This window comes from Mycobacterium aquaticum (assembly GCF_002086485.1).
Taxonomy (GTDB): domain Bacteria; phylum Actinomycetota; class Actinomycetes; order Mycobacteriales; family Mycobacteriaceae; genus Mycobacterium; species Mycobacterium aquaticum.
Window position 1 is genome coordinate 1 of the sequence record NZ_MVHF01000009.1, and the last position, 26,707, is coordinate 26,707.

A 26,707-nucleotide genomic window follows, 5' to 3' on the forward strand; every position below is an offset into this window, starting at 1 on the left:
CCCCAGCCCCGCCTGCGGCCCCGGCTCCTGGTTTGCCCGCGCCTGCGGCCGCCCCCGCACCTGCGCCTGCGGCGGGTTTGCCGCAGCTCCTGGGCCTGCACGGCTAGTTTCCGCCCAGCCGAACCCGACCTGACAGGAGGCCCGTCCGCCTCGTATTGTGTGGCCCATGTTGATCGCCGCGCTGCTTTGCCTGAGCGTCGCCGTGATCGTCGGAATCCTTGGTCTGTGGTTGTTGACCAGGCCGCACTCCGGTGATCCGGTCCGCACCGTGCTGCGAGCGGTGGCCCCCACCCAGCTTGCCGCGGCGGTCATGCTCGCCGCAGGTGGCGTCGCGGCCCTGTCCGCGGAGCCGCGGACAGGCGTCGTGGTGGTGACGGTGTGTGTCATCGGCGCGGTTGCCACGGTGGCTGCCGGCTGCTGGCAGAGCGCCAAAGTGGTCGCCCGTGCCGAGGCCGCTTCGCCCGTCGGCAGCGGCGGTGGATGCACCGGATCGTGCGCCAGCTGCACGTTGTCGTGTAGCTGATCCCGACCAGCCCGTCAGTTGCGGCTGGTGTCGATCGGATGAGTCGCCAGCAGCGAGGTGGGTAGCGGCTGACGCCGCAGCACGCGGCCCCACAGGTCGATCCGCGGTTCGATCAGCACATCGGACGGCAACGCCGACAACACGATCCAATCGTCGCGCTCGATCTCACCGTCGAGCTGCCCGATGGTCCACCCCGAATAGCCTGCGAAGATCCTGACGCCTTCGAGTACCGGGGCGATGGTGTCCGGGTCGGCGTCGAGGTCGACCATCACGATGCGGCCCTGCACGTGCCGCAACCCTGGCACCCCGTCGGCGTGCATGCCGACGCGCAGCAGCGCCAGGCACAACGCGGAATCACGCTTCACCGGACCGCCGATGAACATGGTCTTGGGCTTGGCGGCAAGCTTGGCCCACTGCGGAAGCACGTTGTAGACGGCGGTTTCGCTGGGCCGGTTCAGCACCACGCCCAACGTGCCACCGGCGTTGTGTTCGACGATGTAGATGACGCTGCGACGGAATGTCGGCTCCAGCAGATCGGTGTTGGCCAGCAGGAGCGTCCCCGGTCGTACCCGGTGCGCCGCAGGCGCGATGAAGTCCTCCGGATCCTCTGACGGCGCCACCTGTCCATCATGTCACCAGCGCCGCCGAGACGTGGCGAACAACCACGCGCGGTGCGCGATTTGTAGGCCCAGAAAGTTTGTAGTGTGGAACAGGTCGCCGATCGTGGGCTGAACAGCCCCCGAACAGAATGTGATTGCCGTGGTTGACGTTGCCGCCCCCATTGCTCTTTGGCGGTCGATGCGCGGCATGACGGAGTTCCGCCGCCTGCTGGAGCTGCGCGCGGTCAGCCAGTTCGGTGACGGCCTTTTCCAGGCCGGGCTGGCGGGTGGCCTCCTGTTCAGCACGGAACGCGCCGCAGGACCGTGGGCCATCGCAGGCTCGTTCGCAGTGCTGTACCTGCCCTACTCGTTGCTCGGCCCGTTCGCCGGCGCCCTGCTGGACCGCTGGGACCGCCGCCTGGTGATGATCGGCGCCAACCTGGGCCGGCTGCTGTTGGTGATCCTCACCGGCGTGTTGTTGGCCTTCGGCGTCGGGGACGTCGCCGTCCTGTTCGCCGCGTTGATCGTCAACGGGTTCACCCGGTTCGTGTCATCGGGTCTGTCGGCGTCGCTGCCCGATGTGGTGCCCCCGGAAAAGGTGGTGACAATGAACTCGGTCGCCACCGCCACCGGCGCACTCGCGGCATTCCTCGGGGCCAACTTCATGCTGCTGCCGCGATGGGTGTTCGGGGCCAACGACACCGGCGCCTCCGTGATCATCTTCATCGTGCTGGCCCCCGTCGCACTGGCGCTGTGGCTGTCGGTGCGGTTCGGACCACACGTGCTGGGCCCGCACGAAAGTAAACGCACCATCCATGGCTCGGTCGCCTATGCGGTGTCGACCGGTTGGGTGCACGGTGCGCGGACGGTGGCGGCGGTACCGACCGTCGCGGGGACGCTGGCCGGGCTCGCCGCGCACCGGATGGCCTTCGGCATCAACACTCTGCTGGTGCTGGTGATCGTGCGCCACACCGACACCCCGACCCAGGTCGCCGGTCTCGGCTTGGGTACCGCAGTGGTGTTCCTCGCCGCCACCGGATCCGGCGCGTTCCTCGCCACGGTGGCCGCGCCGGCCGTCATCGCCCGCTTCGGCCGCTACGCCGCAGCCAATGGGGCGCTGGCATTCGCCACGGTGGCCCAGCTCGCGGCGATCGGGCTGCAGCTGCCGGTGATGCTGACGTGCGGATTCCTGCTCGGCGCCGCCGGACAGCTGGTGAAGTTGTGCGCGGACTCCGCGATGCAGCTCGACATTGACGACGCACTGCGCGGACATGTCTTTACCGTCCAGGACGCGTTGTTCTGGATCTCGTTCATCGCGGCCAGCACCGTCGCGGCTGCGGTGATTCCTCCCAACGGGCACACGCCCGGACTGGTGGTGGCCGGCTCGCTCCTCTACCTGGCGGGGCTCGGCATCCACGCCAGGGCAGCCTCGCCGCGACGCACCTGAGGCCGGTCTACGCTGACCCGCATGTCGACTGCAGAGCAGATCGTGGCCGATCTCCGCGCCGAGAGCGACGAACTCGACGCGCTTGTCGCCGACCTGGCCGCCGAACAGTGGGCCACCGAAACTCCGGCGGCGGGCTGGACGATCGCCCATCAGATCGCCCATCTGCTGTGGACCGACCGGGTCGCGTTGATCTCCGTCACCGATGAGGCCGGGTTCAACGACGTCGTGGCCGAGGCCATGACGAATCCCACCGGGTTCGTCGACGCCGGCGCCGAGGAGATCGCGGCCACTCCGCCGGCCGAGCTGCTCGCCGACTGGCGTCAGACGCGGCGCCGGTTGCACGACGCGCTGCTGACGGTCCCCGACGGCCGCAAGCTGCCGTGGTTCGGCCCGCCGATGAGTGCGGCGTCGATGGCGACGGCCCGGATGATGGAAACCTGGGCGCACGGGCTCGATGTCGCGGACACGCTCGGGGTGCGCAGACCGGCCACGGCGCGCCTGCGCTCGATCGCCCACATCGGCGTTCGCACGCGCGATTACGCGTTCGCCCTGCACGGTTTGCCCGTACCTCCCGAGCCGTTCCGCGTGGAGTTGCAGGGTCCCGACGGTGATGTGTGGACATGGGGACCCGAGGACGCCACGCAGCGCGTGACGGGTTCGGCCGAGGATTTCTGCCTGCTGGTCACGCAGCGGCGCGCGCCCCGCGAGCTCGACGTGACGGCCGTCGGCGCCGACGCCGAGAAGTGGCTGACCATCGCCCAGGCCTTCGCCGGCCCGCCGGGAACCGGCCGGGGCTGAGCAGCGCTCCATATCCGTCGACTCTGCGGTCAGGGCGAGAAACACCGAGAGCGTCACGCCCTCGGTGCAGAGTCACTGACCGCGAGCCACCGTGCCCGCCGAGTCGGCCAGACCGTCGCCGTCACTGTCGGTCAACGTCAGATCCCACCGCCCGTCACCGTCGGTGTCGACATAGGCGCGGTCACCGGTGATGACCCGGTCGGCCAGCCCGTTGCCGTCGACGTCGAGCAGCTGATCGTCGGCGGAGCCGTCCCCGGCGAAGGCGACGAGCGGCGGCCCCGCCGGATGTTCCACACCGTCCAGCCCGAACCAGCGCACCTGCCCGCTGCGGTCCACCCGCAACGCCCAGGTGCCCGAGCCGTCGTCGGTGAAGTAGGTCTCGGCGCGGCCGTCGTCGTCGATGTCCAACACCGCATGATCGGCGATGCCGTCGCCATCCAGGTCGGCCATCACGTCGTCGAGCCTGCCGTCACCGTCGAGATCCACCCCGACCCCGTCAGGTGTGCCGTCCCCGTCAATGTCGACCGCAGGCTCGGCACTCCACATCGTGGCCGTGCCGTCGGGATCGCCAAGGCAGTAGTCCATGTCTGATCAGACGCACGGCTAGGCCCTCGCGTTCCACCATTCCTGCAGAGCGGCGACGGCCTCGTCGTGCTCGAGCGGACCGCGCTCCAACCGCAGCTCCTTGAGGTACCGCCACGCCTCGCCCACCTGGGGACCGGCCGGGATGCCCAGGATGGTCATGATCTCGTTGCCGTCGAGGTCAGGCCTGACCCGCTGCAGATCCTCCTTGGCGGCCAGTTCGGCGATCCGGGCCTCCAGATCGTCATAACTGCTCCGCAGCCGCGCGGCCCGGCGCTTGTTACGGGTGGTGCAGTCGGCGCGGACCAGCTTGTGCAACCGTCCGAGCAGCGGACCGGCGTCGGTGACATAACGCCGGACCGCCGAATCGGTCCACTTGCCCTCGCCGTATCCGTGGAACCGCAGGTGTAGGTAGACCAGCTGGGAGACGTCGTCGACCATCTGCTTGGAGTATTTGAGCGCCCGCATGCGCTTGCGGACCATCTTCGCGCCCACCACCTCGTGGTGGTGAAAGCTCACGCCACCGTCGGCCTCGTGCTTGCGCGTCGCGGGCTTGCCAATGTCGTGCAGCAACGCCGCCCAGCGCAATACCAGGTCGGGGCCCTCGTCCTCCAGATCCATCGCCTGGCGCAGCACCGTCAGCGAATGCCAGTACACGTCCTTGTGCTGATGGTGCTCGTCGATGGCCATCCGCATCTCGCCGACCTCCGGCAGCACCACCGCGCCGAGCCCGGTCTGCACCATCAAGTCGACACCCGCGACGGGATCGGTGCCCAACAGCAGCTTGTCGAGCTCGGCCGCGACGCGCTCGGCCGTGATGCGACCCAGCTGAGGCGCCATCTCCAGCAGCGCCTCCAGGACTCGCGGCGCCACCGTGAACCCGAGTTGTGACACGAAGCGGGCGGCCCGCAGCATCCGCAGCGGATCGTCCCCGAACGACACCTGCGGCGTCGAAGGTGTGTCGAGCGTCTCGGCCCGCAATGCCGCCAAACCGCCCAGCGGATCACAGAATTCACCTGGACCGTCCGCAGTGATGCGCACTGCCATGGCGTTGACGGTGAAGTCGCGGCGCACCAGATCGTCATCGAGGGTGTCCCCGAACTCGACCGTCGGGTTCCGGGTCACCTGGTCATAACTGTCGGCGCGGAACGTGGTGATCTCAATCCGCTGATCGCCCTTGGCGGCGCCGATCGTGCCGAATTGGATTCCGGTGTCCCACAATCCGTCGGCCCAGCCACGCAACATCTTCTGCACGTCCTCGGGCCGCGCGTCGGTGGTGAAGTCCAGATCGGTGCCCAAGCGGCCCAGCAACGCGTCACGCACGCTGCCGCCCACCAGGTAGAGCTCGTGGCCACCGGCAGCGAACACCTGCCCCAGCCCGCGCAGCAGTTCGCCATGCTGGTTCAGCGCGACCAGCGCGCGGGCCAGCAGTTCGGCGTCATCGGGTGCAGCATCGGACACGTTCGGAGAGCCTAGTGTGCCCGGTGGGCCCACTACCGGCGAGTGTGGCAGGACCGCCACCCCGTGGCAGCTACTATCGCTTGGGTGTCGGACGGCGAACAGGCCAAACCACGACGGCGCCGCAGTCGCCGCCGCGGCCAACGCCGTGCGCAGCGGGCTGCCGGCCCGCCCGACACGGGTAACGACCATCACACCGCCCAACCCAGCGAACATGCCGCCGAGTCCGCGGACAGCGGTGACAAGCATCCCACCCCGCGGGACCAGTCCAGGCAACGCAAGCCGCGGCCACGACGCCCACCCGAGCGGTTGCGCACCGTGCACGAGACCTCGGCCGGCGGCCTGGTGATCGACGGTATCGACGGCCCGAAGGACACCCAGGTGGCGGCGTTGATCGGCCGGATCGATCGGCGGGGACGGATGCTGTGGTCGCTGCCCAAGGGACACATCGAGCTGGGTGAGACAGCCGAACAGACCGCCATCCGAGAAGTCGCGGAGGAGACCGGAATTCAGGGCACAGTGCTGGCCGCGCTGGGCAGCATCGACTACTGGTTCGTCACCGAGGGCCGCCGGGTGCACAAGACCGTGCACCACTATCTGATGCGGTTCCAGGACGGCGAGCTCTCCGACGACGACGTCGAAGTCACCGAGGTGGCCTGGGTGCCGCTGGGCGAGCTGCCGTCGAGGCTGGCCTATGCCGACGAACGCAAACTGGCCGAGGTGGCGGGCGAGCTGATCGACAAGCTGCACACCGACGGGCCGGGTGCCCTGCCGCCACTGCCGCGCAGTGCGCCGCGGCGGCGGGCCCAAACCCATTCGCACACCCGTAATCACCGCCGTGACGACTCCGGTCAGCCTCAGCCTCCCCGGCGCACGAACGGATGCGGACAAGGGCCGTGACCGCGGGCTCGGCGATGCCCCGTTGGCTCTCGACGGCGGCGCGCATCCTGACGGTCCTCAGCGTGCTGTTGCTCGTGACGGTCCCGGGTGTGCTTCCGCGCGCCGCAGCCGGTGAGCCCGGGCAGATGCCGTTTCTGCAACTGCGCATCGATCACGTGTCCCCGGAGCTCGTGACCACCACCAGCGAGCCGGTGGTCACAGTGTCGGGCGTGGTGACCAATGTGGGAGACCGGCCGGTCCGCGACGTGGTGATCCGGTTGGAGCATGCCCGCGCCGTTGGGTCGTCCACCGAGCTGCGCACCGACCTCAGCGGAAGCCTCGACAAGTTCTCCCCCGTCGCCGATTTCATCAACGTGTCCACGGAAATGGCTCGCGGCCAGACGGTTCCGTTCACCCTGTCGTATCCGCTGCGGGCCGCCGACCGGCCGTCCCTGCAGATCGACCAGCCCGGGGTGTACCCCGTGCTGGTCAACGTCAACGGCACCCCCGACTACGGGGAGCCGGCCCGCCTCGACGACGCCCGCTTCCTGCTGCCCGTGATCGGGGTGCCCTCGGAGCAACCGGCCGAGCCCGGTGCCGACGGTACAGCCTCCTCCGCCGAGGCCCTGAGCTCGGTGGTGGCACCCGACACCTCGCGTCCCGTCGGGCTGACCATGTTGTGGCCGTTGGCCGACCGTCCGCGGCTGGCTGCGGGGGCACCGGGCGGCACCACCCCGGTACGGCTCATCGACGACGATCTGGCCACGTCCCTGGCGCCGGGCGGCCGGCTCGACACGCTGCTCTCCGCGGTCGATTTCGCGACCGGCCCATCGGTCGACCCAGCCGGGCAGGTCCGTGCCGCCCTGTGCCTGGCGGTCGACCCCGATCTGCTGGTCACCGTGAACGCGATGACCGCGGGCTACGTCGTCGACGACGGCCCCGACGCCGGGCCCGGCACCCGGACCCGGCCCGGTACCGGGCGCGACGCCGCAGTGGCCTGGCTCAACCGGTTGCGTGGACTCGCCCAGCACATGTGTGTGGCGCCGACGACCTACGCGCACGCCGACCTCGACGCGCTCAACCGCGTCAACGATGCGGGTCTGAGCGCCATCGCCACCAACGGCGCGGGCGACATCGTCGACCAGATCCTGGGCATCACCTCGACTCGGGGCGCCAGCATCGTCGGCGACGGACCGCTCACCGGCCCCGCGGTCGACCTGCTCAGCGCCCAGGGGCAGACCGTCGCGATCGCGGCCGCTCACACCACCGCGCAGGACTCCGCGACCGGCGCCCCGGAGACCGCGAACGTCACCCCGGTTCGTTACAGCTCAGATTTGGTGTCCGCAGCGTTCGATCCTGCGGTCGGCGCAGCGCTGGCCGGTGCGGGCAGCGACCCGGTCGCCCCCTCCTACCTCGATCCGACGATGGACATCCCGGTCCGGCACGACTCGGCGACCGCGCGGCGCCAGGACGCGGTGGGTGCCCTGCTGTGGCGCGGGCTGTCGCACGACACCGAACCTCGCACCCAGATCCTGATGCCACCGCTGGTGTGGACGCTGCATCCCGACGATGCCCAGGCGATCCTGACGTCGGTGGCCACGACGATTCACGCCGGGCTGGCGATCCCCCGGCCGCTGACCGCGGTGATCGCCGACGCCAACGCCGTACCCGCCGAACCGGTGCAGCCGCGGCCGGCCGACACACTGGGCAATCCGCGCAGCCGCATCGACGATTCGATCACCGGCGGGATCGCCGGGGTGACAGCGCGGCTGTGGGGCCTGACCGCGGCGTTGACCACCGACGAGCGAACCGGCCTGACCGGCGCGCAGTACACCGCCCCGCTGCGCGAGGACATGCTGCGTGCGCTGAGCCAATCGGTGCCACCCGACACGCGCGCCGGGTTGGCCCGCCAGCGGCTCGACATCGTCGCGCACAGCGTCGACGACATGTTCAACGCCGTCACCGTGGTGAACCCCGGCGACTCGTACACGCTCGCGACCGAACGCAGCCCGCTGCCGCTGGCGCTGCGCAACGATCTTCCCGTGCCGATCCGGGTCCGACTGCAGATCAACGCCCCACCCGGGATGACGGTCACAGACATGGGCGTGATCGAGCTTCCGCCCGGTTACCTGCCGCTGCGGGTACCGATCGAGGTCCACTTCACTCAGCGGGTCGCGGTCGACGTCGCGCTGCAGACCGTGGACGGTCTCCCGCTGGGTGACCCGGTGCGCCTCTCGGTGCACTCCAACGCCTACGGCAAGGTGCTGTTCTTCATCACGCTGTCGGCGGGAGCGGTGCTGGTCCTGCTCGCCGGGCGCAGGCTGTGGCACCGGTTCCGCGGCCAGCCCGATCGCGCGGACCTGGACCGGCCCGACCCGATCGAGGTGGCGCAGGCGTTCAACCCGGACGAGCACCCGACCAGGGAGCGGCACCGATGACCGCGCCGCGGCGCCAGCCCGCGCAGCGGCCTTCCCACCCACCAACCCGCGGCCGTCCTGAGCTCTCCGACGCTGCGGTGGTGTCGCGGTCGTGGGGCATGGCGTTCGCCACCCTGATCTCCCGGATCACCGGCTTCTTCCGCATCGTGCTGCTGGCCGCGATCCTCGGTGCGGCCCTGTCCAGTTCTTTCTCCGTGGCCAATCAGCTGCCGAACATGGTGGCCGCGCTGGTGCTGGAGGCCACCTTCACGGCGATCTTCGTGCCGGTGCTGGCCCGCGCCGAACGCGACGATCCCGACGGGGGTACCGCGTTCGTGCGTCGGCTGGTGACGCTGGCCACCACGTTGCTGCTGGTCACGACGGTCCTCTCGGTGGCGTGCGCGCCGCTGCTGGTCCGGGTCATGCTGGGCAGCGATCCGCAGGTCAACGATCCGCTGACGACGGCGTTCGCCTACCTGCTCCTGCCGCAGGTGCTGTTCTACGGGCTGTCCTCGGTATTCATGGCGATCCTCAACACCCGCAACATCTTCGGCGCGCCGGCCTGGGCGCCGGTGCTCAACAATGTCGTCGCCATCCTGACGTTGGGCTTGTACGTGCTGGTGCCGGGCGAGCTTTCCGTCGACCCGGTGCACATGGGCAACGCCAAACTGCTCGTGCTCGGGATCGGCACGACCCTGGGCGTGGTGGCCCAGATGGCAGTGCTGCTGTGGGCGATCCGGGCCGAGCGCATCAGCTTGCGTCCGCTGTGGGGCATCGACGACCGGCTCAAGAAGTTCGGCACGATGGCCGCGGCGATGGTGCTCTACGTGCTGATCAGTCAGATCGGGTTGATCGTCGGCAATCAGATCGCCAGCACCGCAGCGGCGTCCGGGCCCGCGATCTACAACTACACGTGGCTCGTGCTGATGCTGCCGTTCGGCATGATCGGCGTGACGGTGCTGACGGTGGTCATGCCGCGGCTGAGTCGCAATGCGGCCGCCAACAATGTCCCGGCCATCCTCGAAGATTTCTCGCTGGCCACGCGGCTGACCATGATCACGCTGATCCCGATCGTCGCGATGATGACCGTCGGGGGCCCGGCGATCGGCAGTGCGTTGTTCGCCTACGGCAACTTCGGCGAAACCGACGCCGGCTACCTGGGCATGGCGATCACGCTGTCGGCGTTCACCCTCATCCCGTACTCGATGGTGCTGTTGCAGCTGCGGGTGTTCTACGCGCGTGAACGGCCGTGGACGCCGATCATCCTGATCGTCGTGATCACGGCGGTGAAGATCGCAGGCTCTCTGGTGGCCCCGCATCTCACCGACAACCCCGACATGGTGGCCGGATACCTCGGTCTGGCCAACGGGCTGGGATTCCTGGCCGGCGCGATCGTCGGACATGTGCTGCTGCGGTCCAGTCTGCGTCCGCCGGCGGGCCATCTGGTCAGCCGGCCGGTCGTGCGGACGATCCTGGTGACCATCACGGCGTCACTGGGTGCGGGTCTTGTCGCGCATGTCGCCGACCGGCTACTCGGATTGGCGTCGCTGACAGCGCATCTCGGCGCGGGCGGCTCACTGCTGCGGCTGCTGGCCCTGGGCCTGATCATGGTTCCGATCATCGTTTGGGTACTGATCGCTGCCCGCGTGCCCGAGGCCCAGGCCGCGCTGGCGTTGGTGCGTCGTCGGCTCGGCCGGCCGGCGCCGGAACGGGCCGCGGAGGTAGCCGCGACTCCGGCCGCCGGGCCCGTCCAGCCACGCCGCCGGGGTGCGGTCCCGTACCCTGATCAGAGGAATTCTTCTCCACATCGGTGGCCACCAACCCCGGCGGCCACCTTCGGTGGGGCTCCGGCATCGGTTGCCGGAGCGGGGATGCGGAAAGGACCACCGGTGACCGACGAATCCGCGGGCGGCCCGGCACCCGGCCCTGAGGGCACGGCGACGACGAAGCTGCCGCGGCCGACTCCCGACGATTTCCGGCCTGACGTGCCCGACGCTTCTGAGGCGCCTGAGGAAGCCGAGACGCGCGAACACGACACCTCGTCGAGCGGCCCGAGCAACGGCGTCACCGCCGTCATCGACACGTCGTCCAGCGGCCCGGCCAACGGAACCACCACCCGGATCCCGGCCGACTACGGCGGTGACCCGACTCGCGAACCGATGTCGTTCGCGCCACCGCGCGAGCAGGTCGAAGCTGCGACCACCGACGATGTGCAGCTGATCCCGGGCGCCACCATCGCCGACGGCCGCTACCGGCTGCTGGTGTTCCACGGCGGGCCGCCCAACCTGCAGTTCTGGCAGGCGCTGGACACCGCGCTCGACCGCCAGGTGGCGCTGACGTTCGTCGACCCCGACACCGTCATGCCGCGCGAACAGGTGCAGGAGATCCTCTCGCGCACCCTCAAGCTCAGCCGCCTGGATGTGCCGGGTATCGCCCGGGTGCTCGACGTCGCCCACAGCGGATCCGGTGGCCTGGTCGTGTCAGAGTGGATCCGAGGCGGCTCGCTGGCCGAAGTCGCCGACACCTCGCCGTCCCCGATCGGCGGGGCCAGGGCCATCCAGTCGCTGGCCGCGGCCGCCGAGGCCGCGCACAGGGCCGGGGTGGCGTTGTCCATCGACCATCCCAGCCGGGTGCGCGTCAGCATCGAGGGTGACGTGGCGTTGGCCTTCCCGGCCACCCTGCCCGAGGCCACGCCCGACGACGACATCCGCGGTATCGGCGCGGCGCTGTACGCCCTGCTGGTCGACCGGTGGCCGCTGCCCGAGTCCGGTGTGCCCAGTGGGCTCGAGCCGGCCGCGCGTGACGCGACGGGCCAGCCGGTCGAACCTCGGGCCGTCGACCGCGACATACCGTTCCAGATTTCGGCGGCGGCAGCCCGTGCGGTGCAGGAGGGCGGCGGCATCCGCAGCGCCCCCACGCTGCTCAACCTGTTGCAGCAGGCCACCGCCATCGCCGACCGCACGGAGCTGATGGAAGCGCCGCCGGAACCACCGGCACCCGCGCCCGCCCGGCCCTACGCCGCCACGGGAGACGCCGAGGCGGCTGCCGCTCGACGGCGCAAGGGCCTGATGATCGGCCTGGCTGCCGGCGGCGCCGTCATCGTCATCGCGCTCATCGTGCTGGCCTCGGTCCTCAACCACATCTTCGGCGACGTCGGCGGTGGGCTGAACAAGGATGAACTGGGCCTCAACGCACCCTCGTCCTCGACCACCTCGACGGCCGGTTCCGCGCCGTCGGGCAGTGTCGTGAAACCCGTCAAGGCGACGGTCTTCTCGCCCGAGGGTGAAGCGGACAACCCGAGCCAGGCCGGGCAGGCCATCGACGGCAATGCGGGCACCGCGTGGTCCACCGACGCGTACACCGACTCCACGCCGTTCCCGAACTTCAAGAACGGTGTCGGTCTGCTGTTGCAGCTGCCGCAGCCCACGGTGGTCGGGTCGGTCACCGTCAACCTCGACAGCACCGGCACGGCTGTGCAGATCCGGTCGGCTCAGAGTGCGTCGCCGTCGTCGCTGAACGACACCACCGAGCTGAGTCCTCCGACGCCGATGAAGCCGGGGTCCAACACCATCACGGTGAACAAGTCGGCAGCGACGTCCAACGTCGTGGTGTGGATCACGACGCTGGGCACGGTCGACGGCAAGAACCGCACCGACATCTCCGAGATCACCGTGCGTGCGGCGTCCTGATCGGTCATCCACAGGTCGGCCACAGCGCTGACCATGCGTGATGGGCGGCCCGGCAAAGAAGTGTCAAGAGGCGCCTGCGGCAGCGCTTAGTGTTCGGCTGTGGGCAGGTTCGGGGGGACCGGGGATCCGGCAACACCAGCGTCGGTGGGCGCCGGGAGGCGGACGGATGCCGAGTTGCTCGCGGCTCACGTCTCCGGGGATCGCTACGCGTTCGAGGAATTGGTCAATCGGTATCACCGGCAACTGCGCCGGCTGGCGTATCTGACCAGCCGCCACGACGACGATGCCGATGACGCCGTGCAGGACGCCCTGCTGTCGGCGCATCGGACGGCCGCGTCGTTCCGGTACGACTCGGCGGTGAGCAGCTGGCTGTACCGGATCGTGGTCAACGCCTGCCTGGACCGGCTGCGACGCGCCAAGGCCCAGCCGGCCGCGGCGCCCTACGATGCCGACCTCGGCCATCTGCGCGACCCCGTCGGCGACCCGGCGCACCGCGTCGACACCGCGATCGTGGTGGAACGCGCACTGCTGATGCTTCCCGTCGAACAGCGGGCCGCAATCGTCGCGGTCGACATGCAGGGCTACACGGTGGCCGAGACGGCGCAGCTGCTCGGGGTCGCCGAGGGCACCGTGAAGAGCCGGTGTGCGCGCGGCCGGGCCAAACTCGCCCGCTCGCTGCGATACTTTGATCCCGATGACCGGCAGCACGCACCCAGCGCCGTCAGACGAGCCGATCACACCTGACCGGCTCGCCGAACTACAGGCCGGGCTGCTCGACGATGCCACCGCCGCCCGCCTGCGCCACCGCGTGCGCACCGAACCCGAGGCGGCGGCCATGCTGGCCGCCCTGGACCGGGTGCGACGCGACGTCGCGGATCTGGCCGACGACGGGCAGTCCGCGCCTCCCGTGCCACACGACGTGGCCGCGCGCCTCACGTCGGCGCTGCGTGCCGCTCCCCCGCCCGAACACGCCGTGCACCGGGGTGCGCGACGGGTTCGGCGGGCCGCTGCCGTAGCTGGGGCGTGCGCGGCGTTGCTCGCTGTCGGACTGGGCAGCGCCATGCTGATGCGTCCCGACCCGCCCTCCGCGGCGGCCACGGCGCGGTTCGAGCGGATCACGGTGTCCCCGCCGCAACCCACGGTCGACCTGCCCGAGCCACAGCTGCTCGGCCTGTTGGCGGCCCGCCCCGATCTCGGGCCGCTGACCGACCCCGAACGCCGCGCCCAGTGCCTGGCGGCGTTGGGTTACCCGCCGGGGATCAAGGTGCTGGGTGGCCGACCGCAGGATGTCGGGGGCCGGCGCGGGGTGCTGATCCTGGTGCCCTCCGACGTCCCCGGCGCGGTCGTTGGCCTGGTGGTGGCGCCCGACTGCGACGCCGGCCACGCCGGGTTGCTCGCGGACACCGTCGTCAAACGCCCGTAGTCTGTCCCCCGAGTTCGCCGGGAACAGCCCGGCCTAGGCTGGCGTTACACGCATGCCGAGCCAAGATCCGGCAGAAAGGCCGATATGACCACCTCAGAGACCGTCCACGACGTCATCATCATCGGATCGGGTCCTGCCGGTTACACCGCTGCCGTGTACGCCGCCCGCGCCCAGCTCAAGCCGCTGGTGTTCGAGGGCACGCAGTTCGGCGGTGCGCTGATGACCACCACCGAGGTGGAGAACTACCCCGGCTTCCGCGAGGGCATCACCGGACCCGAACTCATGGACCAGATGCGTGAGCAGGCGCTGCGCTTCGGCGCCGACCTGCGGATGGAGGACGTCGAAGCGGTCGACCTCACCGGTCCCGTGAAGACGGTCACCGTCGGTGACGAGACCCATCGGGCCCGTTCGGTGATCCTGGCGATGGGCGCCGCGGCGCGCCACCTCGGCGTGCCCGGCGAGGAGGCTCTGACCGGCATGGGCGTGAGCACGTGCGCGACGTGCGACGGCTTCTTCTTCCGCGACGAGGACATCGTCGTGGTCGGTGGCGGCGATTCGGCGATGGAGGAGGCGACGTTCCTCACCCGGTTCGCCCGCAGCGTCACCCTGATCCACCGTCGCGACGAGTTCCGCGCCTCCAAGATCATGCTCGAGCGCGCACGCGCCAACGAGAAGATCACGTTCCTCACCAACACGGAGATCACCGAGATCGAAGGCTCGCCGAAGGTCACCGGCGTACGCCTGCGCGACACCGTGACCGGCGAGGAGTCCAAGCTTGCCGTCACCGGGGTGTTCGTGGCCATCGGTCACGATCCGCGCTCGGAGTTGGTGCGCGGGCAGGTCGACCTCGACGACGAGGGTTATGTGCTGACCGTGGGTCGCACCACCGCGACGTCGGTCGACGGCGTGTTCGCCGCGGGTGACCTTGTCGACCATACCTACCGCCAGGCCATCACGGCCGCGGGCAGCGGCTGTTCGGCGGCCATCGACACCGAACGCTGGCTGGCTGACAACGACTGAGCCCGAACACCTTTCGATCGACAGGAGAGAGACCATGAGTGAGGACAGCGCAACCGTAGCGGTCACCGACGCGTCGTTTTCCGACGACGTCCTGACCAGCAGCACGCCGGTGCTGGTGGATTTCTGGGCGACCTGGTGCGGGCCGTGCAAGATGGTCGCGCCGGTGCTCGAGGAGATCGCGTCGGAGAAGGCCGGTGAGTTGACCGTGGCCAAGCTCGACGTCGACGCCAACCCCGCCACCGCGCGGGACTTCCAGGTCGTCTCGATCCCGACGATGATCCTGTTCAAGGACGGTGCCCCGGTCAAGCGCATCGTGGGGGCCAAGGGCAAGGCTGCGCTGCTGCGTGAGCTCGCCGACGCGCTCTGACGCTGCGTTAACGGATGGTTAGACCCGCGCCGGATTCGCCTGGCGTTTTCCGGTATGTGGTCGAAATCTGAGACAATGCTGGCTGGTCAGTTTCGGCAACCCGCCGAAAACCAGCCTGGAGGGGCCCGTATGTCGAGTCTGCGTCACGGCGATCGTGGCGGTGCGGTCACGGAGATCCGGGAAGCGCTCACGTCGCTGGGTCTCATCGACAACCCGGACGCCGATCTGAACACCGGCAGGCACGTCGCACTGGATGTGTTCGATGACGAACTCGACCAAGCGGTGCGTGCCTTCCAACAGCATCGTGGTCTGCTGGTGGACGGGATCGTGGGTGAGGCGACCTACCGCGCACTGCGAGAAGCGTCCTACCGGCTGGGTGCCCGCACGCTCACCCACCAATTCGGTGCGCCGATGTACGGCGACGACGTCGCGACCCTGCAGGCGCGATTGCAGGATCTCGGGTTCTACACCGGGATGGTCGACGGCCACTTCGGTCTGCAGACCCACAATGCCCTGTCGTCCTACCAGCGTGAGTACGGGCTCTACCCCGACGGCATCTGCGGTCCGGAAACCCTTCGCTCCCTGTACTTCCTGGGATCCCGCGTCACCGGTGGCTCGCCGCACGCGATCCGCGAGGAGGAGCTGGTCCGGCGGTCGGGGCCACGGCTGTCCGGCAAGCGGGTGATCATCGATCCGGGCCGCGGCGGGTCTGATCACGGCATGATCATGAATGGCCCCGAAGGGCCGATCAGCGAAGCAGACATCCTGTGGGACTTGGCAAGTCGGCTCGAAGGCCGGATGACGGCCATCGGGATGGACACCTTCACGTCCCGGCCGGCCGGGCACAGCCCGCTCGACGCGGAGCGCGCGGCGACGGCCAACACGGTCGGCGCCGACCTGATGATCAGCCTGCGCTGCGCCACCCAACTCAGCCCCTCCGCCAACGGGGTGGCCTCCTTCCATTTCGGGAACTCGCACGGTTCGGTGTCGACCATCGGCCGCAACCTCGCCGACTTCATCCAGCGGGAAGTGGTGGCCCGCACCGGTTTACGCGATTGCCGTACCCACGGCCGGACCTGGGACCTGCTGCGGCTCACCCGGATGCCCACGGTTCAGGTGGACGTCGGCTACATCACCAATCCGCGTGATCGCAATCTGCTGGTCTCCACGGCGACCCGCGACGCCATCGCCGAGGGCATCCTGGCCGCGGTGAAACGTCTCTACCTGCTGGGTAAGAACGACCGTCCCACAGGCACTTTCACGTTCGCCGAACTGCTGGCCCACGAGTTGTCGGTCGAGCAGACCCCGCGCGGCGCGTAACCGCTCGGCCAATCAGGCCGACGGCCCTTCGAGGGCGATGTCGAACGTGAATTGCTGGTCGCCGACGCGGATGACGTCACCGCTCACGAGCGTCTCACTGGGGTGGATCCGTCGATCCCGCACGTACACACCATTCTTCGAGTTCAGATCAGCGATCACGAAGCTGTTGCCGGTCGCGATGATCGCGGCGTGGTGACGGCTCACCCTCGCATCGGCGAGAACGATGTTGTTGTCGGGGCTGCGCCCGATGCGAGTGCTCAACGCGCACAACGGATGCACACACCCATCGACGCCCCTCAGGACAGGGCCGTTCAGACGTTCGGCCACCACCCCGCCTTGTTCATGGAACGCCTCGACGGTCTCGTCGGCATGCAACTGAGCCGCCTTCGCCGGATCAAGCGACTGTTGGCGTAGTACTTGCACATACAGCGCTTGCACAACAGGGCCGGGATCGATGCCGAGGTCCTCATCGAGTGCCGTCCGCAATCGGTGGTACGCGTCGAGCGCGTCGGATTGGCGTTGAGCCAGATAATAAGCCGTGATGAGCTGCGCCCACAGCGGCTCCCGGTAGGGATGCTCACAAGCCAGCGCCTCAAGTTCGTTGATGACCAAACCGGCGCGGCCACAGGCGATTTCGGCCTCTGCTCGCGAGATGTGCGTGGTGAGCTTTTCCTCGGCGAGCGCGGTCGAGAACGCCTCGAAAAAGCCGAATGCGCGCAGATCGTCGAGCACCGGTCCACGCCACTGCGACAGCGCGTCGGAGAGGTACTCGCCGGCTTGTTCGAAATGCCCAGCGGCAAGCGCACGGACGCCCTTTCCCCGCTCGATGATGAAACGCCCGACGTCACAGTCTTCGTCGGGAACCGACATGCGATATCCCGGCGGTGTCCTGGCCAGCACCGCGTGGGTGTCGGTGCCCGGGCCGGCCATCAGACCCCGCAGATTGGACACGTAGGTGTGCAAGGCCGCCCGCGCGCCCGGGTGCGCAGCGTTCCCCCACACTGCGCTGATCAGTTCGTCGATCCCGACTGCCCGGTTGCGATGAATGATCAGCATCGCGAGCACCGCGCGCTGCTTGTGCGACCCGATTGGCACCATCTTGCCGCCGACCGACATCTCGGACGGACCGAGTATCCCGAACTGGATACTGTTCTGCGACAGCGCTTTTCCGGTCTCACCATGAGACGTAACAGGTTGTCTGATCATGCAGTGGCGCCGTCGATCACAGGTTTGCCGATCATGCCGCGCTCAATCCCCCACTTCGTGGCGATGGTTCGGTACTCGCCGGTCTGCATCAGGTGCTCGAGGGCCTGCAGGAGCGGCTCCGACAGGCCGGAGCCTTTGCCGACGGCCCAGCCGTATGGCGCGACATCGGTAACGTCACCGGCCGCAACAAGTCGTCCGGTACTGAGCTTGATCGCAAACGCGGTTGCCGGCGAATCGGCTGCCATCGCATCGATTTGACCGTTGATCAACGCCGCGGTCAGTTCGTTGTGCAGCGTGAACACCACCTTCTCGATCGGTTTGAGTCCGGTCGCCACGCACGCATCACTTTTCGCCGGAATCTGATCGTCAGCCTGGACACTGCCCGACTGCACCCCGACCTTGAGCCCGCATGCCGCGTTCGGGTCGATCGGTGGGCCGGGCCGTTGCGCCCACAAGGTCCCCGCTTGGAAGTAGGTGACAAAATCGACCGCCTGCTCCCGCTCGCGCGTATCGGTGATCGCCGAGGCCCCCAAGGTGAGGTTCCCGCGCTGCACTTCGGGGATGATGTCCTCGAAGGCCGCCACGTCGCGATACTCCGGAACCAACCCGAGGGTTCGGGCGACCGCGTTCATCAGATCGACATCGAAACCGACGATCTGCCCGGCGGAACTTTTGAATTCCAGTGGCGCGTAGGGAACCTCCACCCCGATCGCCAACCTGCCCGCATTCTTGATCCCGGCCGGCAGCGTGGCCGCGATCTCGGGCACCACACCATCGGGTTCGGCCGTGAGATTGCGCGGGGTTCCATCGTCGGCCCTGCCGGATCCACCCCACCAATGGAGCAGTCCGAACACGGTCGCCGACACCGACAACACGACAGCTGCCCCGGTCAGGATGCGGCGGCGGACATGCTGCCTGCCATGAATCGTCGGATCCGGCGCGGCGACGGGCCGTTCCACCGAGCTGTGCCGTAACTGCAGCCGCCGCAGCTGCTCCCCCAGCTCCGCGGCTGTCGGCCTCGACTCGGGAGCGCGGGCCATCGCTCGCGCGACCACCTCGGCCACGTCGGCGGGCACCCCGTGCCTACTCAGATCAGGCTCCGGCCCGGTGGTGATCCGCACGAATTGCGCCACCACCTGTTCGCCATCGAGCCGTTCGAACGCCGCATGACCGGTCAACGCGGTGAACAATGTCGCGCCGAGGCCATAGACGTCGGCGGCCGCGCCGGCGCTTTGCCCGGACAGCACCTCGGGCGCGGTGTAGGCCGGGGATCCGGTGAACACACCGGTGGCGGTCTCGAACCCACCGGCGAAGTGGGCGATACCGAAGTCGGTCAACGCAGGCTCTCCGTAATCGGTGAGCAAGATGTTGGCCGGTTTCACATCACGGTGCACGATGTCCTGCCGGTGTGCGGAATCGAGCGCTCCGGCCAGCTTCACTCCGATGTGCAGGACTTCCTCGAGGCCCACGACCCCGTCTCGAAAGATCCGCGTGTGCAGGGAGCCTCGCGGATAGAAGGGCATCACCAGATACGGCTGGCCCTGATCGGTCTGACCCACCTGGAGCACAGGAACGATGTTGGGATGTCCCGTCAGCCGGGCCATCGCCTGCTGTTCACGCATGAACCGGGGGCGGTTGTCCTCCAGGTCGGCGGTCAACACCTTGACCGCCACGACCCGATCCAGACCGGTCTGCACGCAGCGGTACACCACCCCGAACCCGCCCCGGCCGATCTGCCTGGCCTGCTCGAATCCAGCGGCGGCCAGCAAAGCAGGCAACGGATCGCCCGCACCACGCTGCGTCGTAAACAGATCACCCACCATCGCCCGCACGACCTGCCTCTTGAGTCAGACATCAATGATCACCCAGGTCTCCGACCTGCGCATGGGCATTGCCCTTGGCTATTGCGAGACGGACCACGCTCGGCAACCTGTCGATTTGAGGAGTCCTTGAGGTCGCTGCGCGATGGTGGTTGCCGTCCTCTCGGACATCCCGGAGTGACGACACACCAAACAAGGAGCAGAAACCATGAATGCGATCAGCAGCCTGGTCACCGTCCGACCGAAGCGGGCCCTCGTCAACAACCACAGCCTGACCACGACTCGCCCACGTCGGTCACTGACCCAGAATCACAGCCTGGTCACCGCTCGAATCTGACGGGCGGGACCGGTGGCTGAATCCGGGCCGGTGCGTCAGGCGGCGGCGCAGCATGACGCCGCACTGGCTGCGATGGCGAGTGGGCGACTGAAGGACGCACGCGTGTTGGGGGCGGCAGCGGTCGACAGCGCCATTGCCGCTTTCGGCCCGGATTCTCCCGATGTTGCCAATGTGATCTTGACGTGCGCCGACATCGAGGAAGCTGCCGGGGATTTCGCAGCGGCCCGAGCGCTGGCAGAGCGGGCTGCCGAGATAGCGGAACCGCTGGCCGAGACGCGCGACGCCGCGCTGATGTCGTTGTGGGTCGATATCGAACTGGTGTGCGCACGAATGTTGTTGAACAGCGCGGCATTCGAGCTTGCATATGCGAGACTGGCTGCGGCACTGCATATCTCGCACCAGATACTCGATGCCGATGACACCACCGTGCTCTCGATTCACAACCTGCGCGGTGTCACCGCCAAATCCTGCGGCCAGTTCGACGCTGCGGCAGCACATTACGCGCATATCCAGGCCGTGTTGGATGTCGAACCCGTCACCGACGAGCAGGCACTGGCGGTGCTGCTGCACAACCTCGGTGGCCTCGCCCATGCCCGAGGACGCTTCGCAGAAGGATTGGCCCACGCGCGGCGCGGTCTGGAGCTCCGCATCGAGGCTGTCGGTGACGACCATCCCGATGTGGCATGCGATTTGAGCGCGATCGGCGCGCTCCACCACGACTCGGGCGATCCGACGGCCGCCGTATCGTGCTACCGGCGCGCCCTGGAGATCTTCGAAAGTGCTTTGGGCGCTGATCATTACGAAGTCGGCATGACTTGTGCCAACCTGGCGGTCAGCACCGCGGCGAGCGACACAGCCGAGGCGCGACGACTGTACGAACGCAGTCTGCGGATCCTGCAGTCCACACTCGGGAGCACCCATCCCGACGTGGCGCTCGTGCAACACAATCTGGCCGTGCTGCTGGCCGGTCAAGGCGACGTGGACGCCGCGAAACAGCTGCTGGCCCAGGCGGAGACAGCATTGGGCGCCGGCTTGCCGCCGGAGCACCCACGGCGACGCGATCTGCACGCAACTGTCGAAGGGCTCTCGCCGCTCAGGAATGGGCAATGACTCAGACAACGGACGAGACCCACCGATTGATTCCTCGGCTGCCGCGGGCCGCCGCGACGATCCTTGCCGGTGATGCCTTGTCCGCGTTGGGATCCGGTATGTCGCTACCGTTCATGTTGGTTTACCTGCATCAGGTGCGAGGCATCGACATCACCACCGCCGCCCTGGCACTGTCCACCGTCGCGCTCGCGTCATTCGTCGGTAACCCGGTCGGGGGATACCTCAGCGACCGGCTCGGGCCACGGCCCGCACTACTGGTCGGCTTGATGTTCTCCGCCGCCGGTGCGGCAACACTCGGTTGGGTCACCTGCGCAGTGGTGGCGTTCCTGGCCTCGGCGCTGCTCGGGCTCGGCAACTCGATCACCTGGCCGGCGTTCGACGCGCTGTTGGCCACCGTCGTGTCACCCGCGCAGCGGTCCGCGGCGTTCGCGGTGCGCCACGCCACCCTCAACGCCGGTATCGCGGTCGGCGCCGTCCTCGCCGGATTCGTCGTCGACGCCACCCGCCCGGCGACGTTTCAAGCCATCTATCTGATCGACGCCGCGACATTCTTGTTGTTCATCCCACTACTGTGGCTCGTTCCCACACCGTGCCGAACGACATCACCCGCAGCGGACCATCCCAGACCGAGTTATCGCGCGGTTCTGCGGGACCGGTTGTTCCTGTCGGTGGTCGGCCTGTCTGCGTTGGTGGTGACGATCGGCTTCGCTCAGTATCACGCGGCGTTCCCCGGCTGGGCCACCCATGATCGCGGCATCCCGGTGAGCGCGCTCGGGATCTGTTTTGCCGCCAACGCCGCGACCGTCGTGGTGCTGCAGCTGCCGGTGCTGCGGGCACTGGCCGGTCGTACCCGCACGGCTGCAATCTCCATTGCCTGTACGTGTTGGGCGTTCGCGTGGATGTTGGCGTGGGTGTCCGGCCACGCAGGGAGCGGATGGCTGGCGGTCGGTGGGTTCATCGCGACGATGGTGACGTTCGGTATCGCCGAGACAACTCTGGCCCCGACGTTGACAGCAATCGTGAATGACCTTGCCCCGGAGGATCTTCGGGGCCGGTACAACGCGGTATCCGCGCTCGGTTGGACCACGGGGTTCTTCGTAGGCCCGGCAGTCACCGGTTTGGCATTCGGAACCAAGCACGGCACCACCCTCATGGTGCTGCTGATCGTCGCAAGTCTGCTGGGCGCACTATGGGCCACCCGCCTCGCTCGGCACCTCCCCGCGTCGGCGAACCGGATCGGGATTTAGACCAGCGGGGTTTCAGAGCACCATTGCACTGATTCATGCTGCGGGAGTTGGGGATTCGGTTGCCACTCGGACGACCGGTCGCCCTTGCGGCTGACCCACACGCCCGCCGGAGGCCGCTCCCCCTGCCCGGCGTCATCGAACGGCCGGCTGCTGACCGTCCCTGCGGCGTCGCACACCACCCAGCCGAAATCGGGTAGCCGCCGGCACCAGATGTCGAGGTCCATCCGCCGGTATGACGGATAGCCGTGTGGGTGCCCCTCCTCGACGAAGAGGTACGTGAACGCATCTACTCGTCGCACGAATTTCAGCCTCGCCACTGAATCCATCCCGACACAGCTAACCGCCCGACAACATCCGCCGCGCAACGACGTCATATTCCGCCACCGCCGCCGAGAGCATCGCCGCGCTTTGATCGTCGCTGGGGCCGTCACCCCGGAACGCTTCGACAGCCGATTGCGAGGTCCATTGCTCGTACACGTTGATTCGGCTCGGGTCGATCAGGTCGGCTGAGATGGCGAAGTCGATACACCCGTATGTGCGCCGGGCTTGTTCGACGACGGCTACGCATCCCGCAAGATACGACTCCCGTTGTGCAGGTTCGACGATGATGTGTCCGGCCACGATGACCACGTCATCCCGTTCATCCGATGCTGCTGGCATATCCAGGTAGACACCGCGGGCCTGCGGAAGTCATCGGCATCCGGTCAAGACAGCGGCTTGCACGGTGCCGGCCGAGGGATGTTCATCGTGGCACCTGTCATCCCGGCACCGATCGGCAGTTCGATCCGGGCATTCTCGAGCAACCGCTCCAGTGCGGCCTCCACCTCGGCCTTCCAGCCCAGGCCCTTGTCGAGCTCGAGCCGCAGCCGCGGGAAGTACGGATGGGGAGCCACGACAGAGAAGCCGACATCCTGAAGAAAGTCGGACTCGATCATGCATTGGTCGACCGCGCAGTCCCCCAGCACCTCGACGACGGGCGCCAACTCGTCGGGCAGCGAGCCGCAGTCGCCCAACTCGGTAACGGCGGTGGTGTAACCGAATGCCTCCAGGGCCCGAACACCCCGCCGCACAAGGTCGTTCACCACCGCAGCGAGCAGGCTTCCCGGCAGATCTTCGGTACCCTCGCCGGATTCGACCGCGACGGCAGTCAACAAAACGGCGTCGGCGCTGACAGGTGCGGTGGGGAAAAGTCGTGCCCGCGGCACCGCTCCGGGTGGTGCATAGAACGCATAGCCAAGGCACGGTTCGTCCCCCGTGATCGGCGGTCCGAACTCACTGCCGTCATCGGGAGGTGACTCGACGGCGAGCTGGCCGCACGATCCCCACTCGAGCATGACCATGGACAGCCACGCTTCTTTTTCGAACTCGGGATCACTGAGGTGATCGTCGCCGCGCAGCGTCGAGGGGTCTACCTCCCAGAAGACACACCGCCGTGCATGCTTCGGCAACTGCTCGAATCCCTCGAGCCGGAGCGGCGTGATACGTGCTGACACTAGACTCCCCGGGTTCCACACGATGCCGGTGTGCGCGGCGCACCCTCAAGGATAGGAGAGCTTTGCGGCAACGGCGTAGTCCGCGACGAATCTCTCATCATTCGCCGCCTTTCGAACGAATTCTGATGCAGCTCAATTGCTTTCCCGATTGCACTGATCCACGTGAAACGGCGGTGACGTCATGTGTCACAGTGACGGAACGGCCGCGTGTGGTTGGTTGTCGAGTTTCAGTGCTGTTCGGTGCTCATAAGTTCGACAATCCGCTGCAAATCGTCGACCGACCCGAACTCGACGACGATCTTGCCCTTGCGTTTGCCGAGACTCACCGTGACGCGGGTGTCGAATGTCGTCGACAGCCGGTCGGCAACATCCTGAAGGCCGGGCATCTGGATCGGCTTGCGCCGGGGCGCCGGGGGCGCCGCACCGTCTCGGTTGGCGAGGGTGACAGCCTCTTCGGTGGCACGCACCGAAAGCCCCTCGGCCACGATGCGTGCGGCGAGCTCCTCCTGTTTTTCCGGACCGCCCTCAAGAGCCAGCAGCGCGCGAGCGTGCCCGGCCGAGAGCACCCCGGCCGCGACCCGACGCTGCACCGGGATGGGCAGCCGCAGCAGGCGGATCATGTTGGAGATCAGCGGACGGGACCGCCCGATCCTGGCTGCCAGTTCATCGTGGGTGACGCCGAATTCATCGAGAAGCTGTTGATAGGCAGCGGCCTCTTCCAACGGGTTCAGCTGCACCCGGTGGATGTTCTCGAGGAGCGCATCGCGAAGCATGCTGTCGTCGGCGGTCTCGCGCACGATCGCCGGAATGGCACTCAGCTCGGCGATCTGTGCCGCGCGCCAGCGCCGCTCCCCCATCACCAGCTGGTAGCGGGTCGCTCCGTCGGTCTGCACGGCGCGGACGACGATCGGCTGCATCAGGCCGAATTCGCGAATCGAGTGCACCAGCTCGTTGAGCGCTTCTTCGTCGAAGACCTGGCGGGGCTGACGGGGGTTCGGGTCGATCAGAGCGGGATCGATCTCGCGGTACGTCGCGCCGACACCGTCGATCTCGGTCGGCGGCGCTTCGGGTGAGGCCGATGATGCCGGCGGGCCGAGGAGGACGTCGGCTGCCGTCGCACCCATCCGGGGGCTCAGATGGTCGGTGCCGTCCTCGGCGGGTCCGGTCGGAATCAGCGACGCCAGACCCCGTCCGAGTCCACTGCGCTTCTTCGCCTGCTGATTCATCATCGTCTCCTGCTCATCGCTGCCAACTTCCCGACCTTCTCGCGTTGTCGCCCTACTGCGCGTCGGACGGCGCCCCACGTTCCGCGATCTCGCGGCTCGCGTCGAGGTAACTCAACGCACCACGGGAACCCGGGTCGTAGTCGAGGATCGTCATCCCGTAGCCGGGCGCTTCCGACACCTTGACGCTGCGCGGGATCACGGTCTTGAGCACCTTGTTGCCGAAGTGCTCCCGAACGTCCTCGGCAACCTGGTCTGCCAACTTGGTCCGGCCGTCGTACATGGTCAGTATCACGGTGGAGACCGACAGCTCCGGATTGAGGTGTGCCTTGACCATTTCGATATTGCGCAGCAACTGGCCGACGCCTTCCAGCGCGTAGTACTCGCACTGGATGGGGATCAGCACCTCCGGCGCCGCGACCAACGCGTTGATGGTCAGCAGGCCCAGCGACGGCGGGCAGTCGATGAACACGTAGTCGAAGTTGTGCTGCTTGAGTTCGGCGAGGGCAGAACGCAGCCGGCCCTCGCGCGCGACCATGCTCACGAGTTCGATCTCGGCGCCGGCCAGGTCGATGGTCGCGGGAATGCAGAAGAGGCGCTCATTGTGCGGGCTCTGCTGCAGCGCCTCGTTGACGGGGATGTCGCCGATCAGCACCTCGTACGAGGACGGCGTGCCGGGACGGTGTTCGATGCTCAGCGCTGTGCTGGCGTTGCCCTGGGGATCCAGATCGATCACCAAGGTGCGCAGTCCCTGTCGCGCGAGAGCCGCCGCAACGTTGACGGCGGTCGTGGTCTTACCGACACCGCCCTTCTGATTGGCGATGGTGAAGACGCGCTGACGCGTGGGGCGTGGGAGCTGTCCGTGCGGGATGTGCAGCAGGCGGGTCGCCCGCTCGGCTTCGACGGCGATCGGCGTGTCCATGCTGGTATCCGCTGACCAGTCGGAGCGATCGGCGCCGCCGAGTGTTTCACGTGAAACAACGTCGTTCTTGGCGGCCGCGGCCTTGTTCTGACCAGAACCCAACTTCATTTCCTGCCCGCTTTCCCCCGCGCTCCGCGCCGTGCGACGACGACGGTTGCGGGTGGGTTCAAATAGCTCGCGCCACATCTCACTACCCTGGCATCCACTGCACCGACGGACCTCATCACACGCCGATGCTCTTCAATCTCAAGTTCGGCGCGCTCGCCCTTGATGGCCAGCATGCGGCCGTCCTGACGCAACAGTGGCATGCCCCACCGACTCAGCTTGTCGAGCGAGGCGACTGCGCGGGACGTCACCACATCCATCTCCCCCACCTCATCGCGAACGACTCGATCCTCGGCGCGGCCGCGAACCACCGTGACATCCAGATCGAGCTCGGCGATCACTTCACGAAGAAATTCGCTTCGACGCAACAGCGGTTCGATGAGAGTGACTGTCACGTCCTGCCGAGCCAGAGCCAACGGTATCCCCGGCAATCCCGCTCCGCTACCGATGTCGGCGACCCGTTCACCGGCCGTCACAAGCTCGCCGACGGCGGAGCTGTTCAAGACGTGGCGTTCCCACAAACGATCGATTTCACGGGGACCGATCAAACCCCATTCGACACCTGCTCCGGCGAGGATCGCGGTATAGCGCTCCGCCAACTCCAGCCGGTCACCGAACACGTCGGCGGCAACTTCCGGCGCCGCGGGAACCGGGCCATGTTTCACGTGAAACATCCTCCGCACTCCCGCGGCGACGGGCTACTACTCATGAACTACAACGAT

25 protein-coding genes are annotated in these 26,707 nt (G+C 67.8%); 14 read left to right on the forward strand and 11 right to left on the reverse strand.

What is annotated here, in order from left to right; translation table 11 throughout:
• The first annotated feature begins 166 nt into the window (after nt 1-166).
• Nucleotides 167-523 (forward strand): hypothetical protein, encoded by a 357-nt coding sequence (locus BST13_RS11600; RefSeq protein WP_083163926.1) that lies wholly within the window; start codon nt 167-169, stop codon nt 521-523.
• A 14-nt stretch (nt 524-537) separates the two neighbouring features.
• On the opposite strand, the gene BST13_RS11605 is transcribed toward BST13_RS11600, so the two are convergent.
• Nucleotides 538-1,143 (reverse strand): YqgE/AlgH family protein, encoded by a 606-nt coding sequence (locus tag BST13_RS11605; RefSeq protein WP_083163928.1) that lies wholly within the window; start codon nt 1,141-1,143, stop codon nt 538-540.
• 139 nt (nt 1,144-1,282) lie between these two features.
• On the opposite strand from BST13_RS11605, the gene BST13_RS11610 reads away from it, so the two are divergent.
• Together BST13_RS11610 and BST13_RS11615 are read left to right on the forward strand one after the other, a co-directional pair.
• The gene (locus BST13_RS11610; RefSeq protein ID WP_083164220.1) at nt 1,283-2,569 is read left to right on the forward strand and encodes an MFS transporter; all 1,287 of its coding nucleotides are present in this window, start codon (nt 1,283-1,285) and stop codon (nt 2,567-2,569) included.
• A gap of 21 nt (nt 2,570-2,590) precedes the next feature.
• Nucleotides 2,591-3,367 (forward strand): TIGR03084 family metal-binding protein, encoded by a 777-nt coding sequence (locus BST13_RS11615; RefSeq protein WP_083163930.1) that lies wholly within the window; start codon nt 2,591-2,593, stop codon nt 3,365-3,367.
• Between the two features lie 72 nt (nt 3,368-3,439).
• Here the strand turns inward: BST13_RS11615 and BST13_RS11620 are convergent, their stop codons facing one another.
• A complete protein-coding gene (locus BST13_RS11620; RefSeq protein ID WP_083163932.1) occupies nt 3,440-3,952 on the reverse strand; it encodes a pullulanase in 513 nt (170 codons plus the stop codon).
• Nucleotides 3,953-3,970: 18 nt separating this feature from the next.
• Nucleotides 3,971-5,410: a CCA tRNA nucleotidyltransferase gene (locus BST13_RS11625; protein WP_083163934.1), complete on the reverse strand. Its 1,440-nt coding sequence runs from the start codon at nt 5,408-5,410 to the stop codon at nt 3,971-3,973.
• An 84-nt stretch (nt 5,411-5,494) separates the two neighbouring features.
• On the opposite strand from BST13_RS11625, the gene BST13_RS11630 reads away from it, so the two are divergent.
• The 8 genes from BST13_RS11630 (at nt 5,495) to BST13_RS11665 (ending at nt 16,522) form a co-directional block, all read left to right on the forward strand.
• Nucleotides 5,495-6,307, forward strand: a complete 813-nt coding sequence (locus tag BST13_RS11630) for an NUDIX hydrolase (RefSeq protein ID WP_083163936.1) — start codon at nt 5,495-5,497, stop codon at nt 6,305-6,307.
• Nucleotides 6,289-8,724: a hypothetical protein gene (locus tag BST13_RS11635; RefSeq protein WP_083163938.1), complete on the forward strand. Its 2,436-nt coding sequence runs from the start codon at nt 6,289-6,291 to the stop codon at nt 8,722-8,724. Before BST13_RS11630 ends, BST13_RS11635 begins: the two co-directional genes overlap by 19 nt.
• Nucleotides 8,721-12,392 carry a murein biosynthesis integral membrane protein MurJ gene (gene murJ, locus BST13_RS11640; protein WP_083163940.1) on the forward strand — a complete coding sequence of 1,224 codons (3,672 nt, stop codon included), beginning with the start codon at nt 8,721-8,723 and terminating at the stop codon, nt 12,390-12,392. Before BST13_RS11635 ends, murJ begins: the two co-directional genes overlap by 4 nt.
• A gap of 99 nt (nt 12,393-12,491) precedes the next feature.
• Entirely contained in the window at nt 12,492-13,136 is a 645-nt protein-coding gene (sigM, locus tag BST13_RS11645; RefSeq protein WP_211296069.1) for an RNA polymerase sigma factor SigM, read from the forward strand.
• Nucleotides 13,087-13,815 carry a hypothetical protein gene (locus BST13_RS11650; RefSeq protein WP_083163944.1) on the forward strand — a complete coding sequence of 243 codons (729 nt, stop codon included), beginning with the start codon at nt 13,087-13,089 and terminating at the stop codon, nt 13,813-13,815. The genes sigM and BST13_RS11650 overlap by 50 nt, the downstream gene beginning before the upstream one ends.
• 84 nt (nt 13,816-13,899) lie before the next feature.
• Complete coding sequence (gene trxB / locus BST13_RS11655; protein ID WP_083163946.1) at nt 13,900-14,835, forward strand: thioredoxin-disulfide reductase; 936 nt, start codon at nt 13,900-13,902, stop codon at nt 14,833-14,835.
• A gap of 34 nt (nt 14,836-14,869) precedes the next feature.
• On the forward strand, nt 14,870-15,202 hold the full coding sequence (trxA, locus tag BST13_RS11660; RefSeq protein ID WP_083163948.1) for a thioredoxin: 333 nt from the start codon (nt 14,870-14,872) through the stop codon (nt 15,200-15,202).
• 129 nt (nt 15,203-15,331) lie between these two features.
• A complete protein-coding gene (locus BST13_RS11665) occupies nt 15,332-16,522 on the forward strand; it encodes an N-acetylmuramoyl-L-alanine amidase (RefSeq protein ID WP_064942942.1) in 1,191 nt (396 codons plus the stop codon).
• A 12-nt stretch (nt 16,523-16,534) separates the two neighbouring features.
• On the opposite strand, the gene BST13_RS11670 is transcribed toward BST13_RS11665, so the two are convergent.
• Nucleotides 16,535-17,728, reverse strand: a complete 1,194-nt coding sequence (locus BST13_RS11670; protein WP_083163950.1) for a BTAD domain-containing putative transcriptional regulator — start codon at nt 17,726-17,728, stop codon at nt 16,535-16,537.
• Nucleotides 17,725-19,551, reverse strand: coding sequence for a protein kinase domain-containing protein (locus tag BST13_RS11675; protein WP_083163952.1), 1,827 nt, complete (start codon nt 19,549-19,551; stop codon nt 17,725-17,727). Before BST13_RS11675 ends, BST13_RS11670 begins: the two co-directional genes overlap by 4 nt.
• 205 nt (nt 19,552-19,756) lie before the next feature.
• Here BST13_RS11675 and BST13_RS40185 point away from each other — a divergent pair, with 205 nt between their 5' ends.
• Genes BST13_RS40185 through BST13_RS11685 form a run of 3 tightly spaced genes read left to right on the forward strand, consistent with a single transcriptional unit; the run spans nt 19,757 to nt 22,242 of the window.
• Nucleotides 19,757-19,885: a hypothetical protein gene (locus tag BST13_RS40185; protein WP_281254742.1), complete on the forward strand. Its 129-nt coding sequence runs from the start codon at nt 19,757-19,759 to the stop codon at nt 19,883-19,885.
• Between the two features lie 12 nt (nt 19,886-19,897).
• A complete protein-coding gene (locus BST13_RS11680; protein ID WP_083163954.1) occupies nt 19,898-20,995 on the forward strand; it encodes a tetratricopeptide repeat protein in 1,098 nt (365 codons plus the stop codon).
• Entirely contained in the window at nt 20,992-22,242 is a 1,251-nt protein-coding gene (locus BST13_RS11685; protein WP_083163956.1) for an MFS transporter, read from the forward strand. Before BST13_RS11680 ends, BST13_RS11685 begins: the two co-directional genes overlap by 4 nt.
• Here BST13_RS11685 and BST13_RS11690 read toward each other — a convergent pair.
• The 6 genes from BST13_RS11690 to rsmG all read right to left on the reverse strand — a co-directional run bounded on the left by BST13_RS11690 (nt 22,239) and on the right by rsmG (nt 26,659).
• Complete coding sequence (locus BST13_RS11690) at nt 22,239-22,541, reverse strand: hypothetical protein (protein WP_142282769.1); 303 nt, start codon at nt 22,539-22,541, stop codon at nt 22,239-22,241. The two genes, BST13_RS11685 and BST13_RS11690, sit on opposite strands and share 4 nt — an antisense overlap.
• 37 nt (nt 22,542-22,578) lie before the next feature.
• Complete coding sequence (locus tag BST13_RS11695) at nt 22,579-22,872, reverse strand: putative quinol monooxygenase (RefSeq protein WP_083164222.1); 294 nt, start codon at nt 22,870-22,872, stop codon at nt 22,579-22,581.
• Between the two features lie 74 nt (nt 22,873-22,946).
• Nucleotides 22,947-23,735, reverse strand: a complete 789-nt coding sequence (locus tag BST13_RS11700) for an acetyltransferase (protein ID WP_083163960.1) — start codon at nt 23,733-23,735, stop codon at nt 22,947-22,949.
• A gap of 227 nt (nt 23,736-23,962) precedes the next feature.
• A complete protein-coding gene (locus BST13_RS11705; protein WP_083164224.1) occupies nt 23,963-24,961 on the reverse strand; it encodes a ParB/RepB/Spo0J family partition protein in 999 nt (332 codons plus the stop codon).
• A gap of 52 nt (nt 24,962-25,013) precedes the next feature.
• Complete coding sequence (locus BST13_RS11710; RefSeq protein WP_083163962.1) at nt 25,014-25,988, reverse strand: ParA family protein; 975 nt, start codon at nt 25,986-25,988, stop codon at nt 25,014-25,016.
• Nucleotides 25,985-26,659, reverse strand: coding sequence for a 16S rRNA (guanine(527)-N(7))-methyltransferase RsmG (rsmG, locus tag BST13_RS11715; protein ID WP_083163964.1), 675 nt, complete (start codon nt 26,657-26,659; stop codon nt 25,985-25,987). The genes BST13_RS11710 and rsmG overlap by 4 nt, the downstream gene beginning before the upstream one ends.
• Between the last annotated feature and the right edge of the window lie 48 nt (nt 26,660-26,707).